Origin of the sequence: Nonomuraea lactucae, from assembly GCF_003313395.1 — a bacterium.
GTDB classification, from domain to species: domain Bacteria; phylum Actinomycetota; class Actinomycetes; order Streptosporangiales; family Streptosporangiaceae; genus Nonomuraea; species Nonomuraea lactucae.
Genome location: NZ_QNFZ01000574.1, coordinates 1 through 1,976, shown reverse-complemented (window position 1 = coordinate 1,976; position 1,976 = coordinate 1). Strand labels below are relative to the sequence as shown.

The window sequence follows — 1,976 nt, the reverse complement described above, 5'->3', positions numbered from 1 at the left end:
TCCGCGGGGTCGAGCGACGCCCGGGCCAACGCGGTCGTCACGGCCCTGGCCAGGCAGTGGGCCCGCCGCGCCGGCTGGTGGGCGGTGACGGCGGCGTACGCGTCGGCGGCCTCGCCGACCCCCGAGGAGGCGGTCGCCCTCCTGCGGGAGGCGGGCGCGCCACGAGTGGTCGTGGCGCCCTACCTGCTGGCCCCGGGCTACTTCTCCGACAAGGTACGGCGGGCGACCCTCGCGGCGGGCGCCGACGTGGTCGCGGACGTGCTCGGCCCGGCTCCGGAGCTGGTCCAGGTGCTGCTGGAGCGCTACACGGCGGCCCTGCTGACGCCTGCCGGGGTGGCCGCCTCGTAGGACCGACGCAGGACCTCAGCCCGGAGCGCGGGCGACCGCGCCACCGCTAACCGGCGTGGCCTCCAGGACCACCATGGCCTCCAGGACCGCCATGGCCTGCGCCGCCTCCGCCAGGACCGTGCCCGCCAGGGACCGCGTGACCCGGCCCGCCAGGGACGCTGTGACCGGGCCCGGCAGGGGCTCCCTGGCCGGACCCATCACGGGCACCGTGGACGGACCCGCCGTCGACGCCGTGCCCGGACCCGCCAGGGGCTCCCTGGCCGGACCCGCCGTGGAGGCCGTGCCCCGACCCGCCGTGGAGGCCGTGGCCCGACCCGCTCCAGCCCGTGATGGCCGCCGCGCCGGGAGCGCCCGTCGTGGCGGCGGGCGTGCCGTCCTGTAGCTGACGCCAGTGCTCCCGCCAGGCCGCCAGGCGGCGCTTCAGGGGCTTGACCCGCGAGTCGCCGACCACCTTGACGTCGCCCAGGACCGCGTACGCGCGCACCCTGACGACCGGGACGTTCATGCCGGGCGCCGCCTCCTGCACGTCCACCCGCTTGTCGCCCAGGACGGCCATCCCGTCGAGGTCCACGTGCACGCCGTCGGGCACGATGATCTTCACATCGCCCAGCACCGAGACGGCCATGACGTCGACCCGGTCGGTACGCACCTCAGCCTCCCGGAGGTCGAGCACCACGTCGCCCAGCACGGCCACCGCGCCGAGCTCCTGGTCGATCCGCCACGTGCCGCGCCGCTTGCTGTCGCCCAGCACGCCGACGAACCATCGCCGCTTGCGCCCCTCCGGGGCTCTGACGGGTGCGGGCCCGGAGGCGGGCAGGTCCTGGGTGAGGAGGGCCAGTTCGGCCTGGGTGGTCGCGGTGTAGGCGGCCTCGGTGCGGTCGGTCAGCTCGGCGAGGGTCAGCCTGCCGTCCACCGAGGCGATGCGGAGCTGTTCGACGACGGCTTCGCGTTCGGCGTCGGAGGCTCGGACGCCACCAGGGTCAGTCATAGTCGCAACATATCGCGTTTCATGGCGAAAAGGCTCCTTCCTTAGGAGGAACCCACCTACACCACCCTCGCTTCGTCTCATTCCATTGACAGCACCTGCCGCCTTAGGCAGTTCGAAGGACGAAAGTAAACAGATTTGACAGCTGCGAATTCTGTCAAATACGTTTGACGGGTGGCTGACCGTTACGAGATTCCCGGACCCGATGACCCCGCCGACGCGCTGGCCGCGGTCGTGGCGCTGCGCCGACTCGCCGACCGCCTGGAGCGCGCCGCCGTGTCCCGAGCCCTCCAGCAGGGCTGGACCTGGGCGCAGGTGGCCCAGGCGCTGGGGATCACCCGCCAGGCCGCGCACCACCGGCACGCTCCCAGGAAGGGCCGCCAGTAGCCGCCCCCTTCCCACGTTCCACCACCCCTTCCAGCCGAGGAGAAGTCCAGTGCGACTCCGCCGTCCCATGCGGGACATCAAGACCATCAACGCTCTGCTCACCGGCGCCGAGCAGCGGGCGCTGGAGCGCGGCGAGGGCGTGCCCGGCCCGGAGCACCTGCTGATGTCGGCGCTGGCGCTGCCGGACGGTTCCGCGCGCCGCGCGTTCGAGCGGCTCGGCGCGGACCCCGACGCGTTCGCCGCGGCCGTCGACCGG

At 73.7% G+C, this 1,976-nt stretch carries 4 protein-coding genes; 3 read left to right on the top strand and 1 reads right to left on the bottom strand.

Going from position 1 to position 1,976, the window contains the following annotated elements:
* Positions 1 to 348: CbiX/SirB N-terminal domain-containing protein (locus tag DQW85_RS23755; RefSeq protein WP_275888246.1), on the top strand; the 348-nt coding region annotated here is incomplete at its 5' end.
* 46 nt (positions 349 to 394) lie between these two features.
* On the opposite strand, the gene DQW85_RS47055 is transcribed toward DQW85_RS23755, so the two are convergent.
* A complete protein-coding gene (locus DQW85_RS47055) occupies positions 395 to 1,336 on the bottom strand; it encodes a DUF1707 SHOCT-like domain-containing protein (RefSeq protein WP_240197384.1) in 942 nt (313 codons plus the stop codon).
* A 171-nt stretch (positions 1,337 to 1,507) separates the two neighbouring features.
* On the opposite strand from DQW85_RS47055, the gene DQW85_RS23745 reads away from it, so the two are divergent.
* Both DQW85_RS23745 and DQW85_RS23740 read left to right on the top strand, forming a co-directional pair.
* A complete protein-coding gene (locus tag DQW85_RS23745; protein WP_113702282.1) occupies positions 1,508 to 1,720 on the top strand; it encodes a helix-turn-helix domain-containing protein in 213 nt (70 codons plus the stop codon).
* Between the two features lie 49 nt (positions 1,721 to 1,769).
* A partial coding sequence (locus tag DQW85_RS23740; RefSeq protein ID WP_205315356.1) for a Clp protease N-terminal domain-containing protein occupies positions 1,770 to 1,976 on the top strand: 207 nt, incomplete at its 3' end.

Coding starts and splice junctions, on each gene's coding strand:
- DQW85_RS47055 (WP_240197384.1), bottom strand. CDS start 1,336: ATGACTGACCCTGGTGGCGTCCGAGCCTCCGACGCCGAACGCGAAGCC.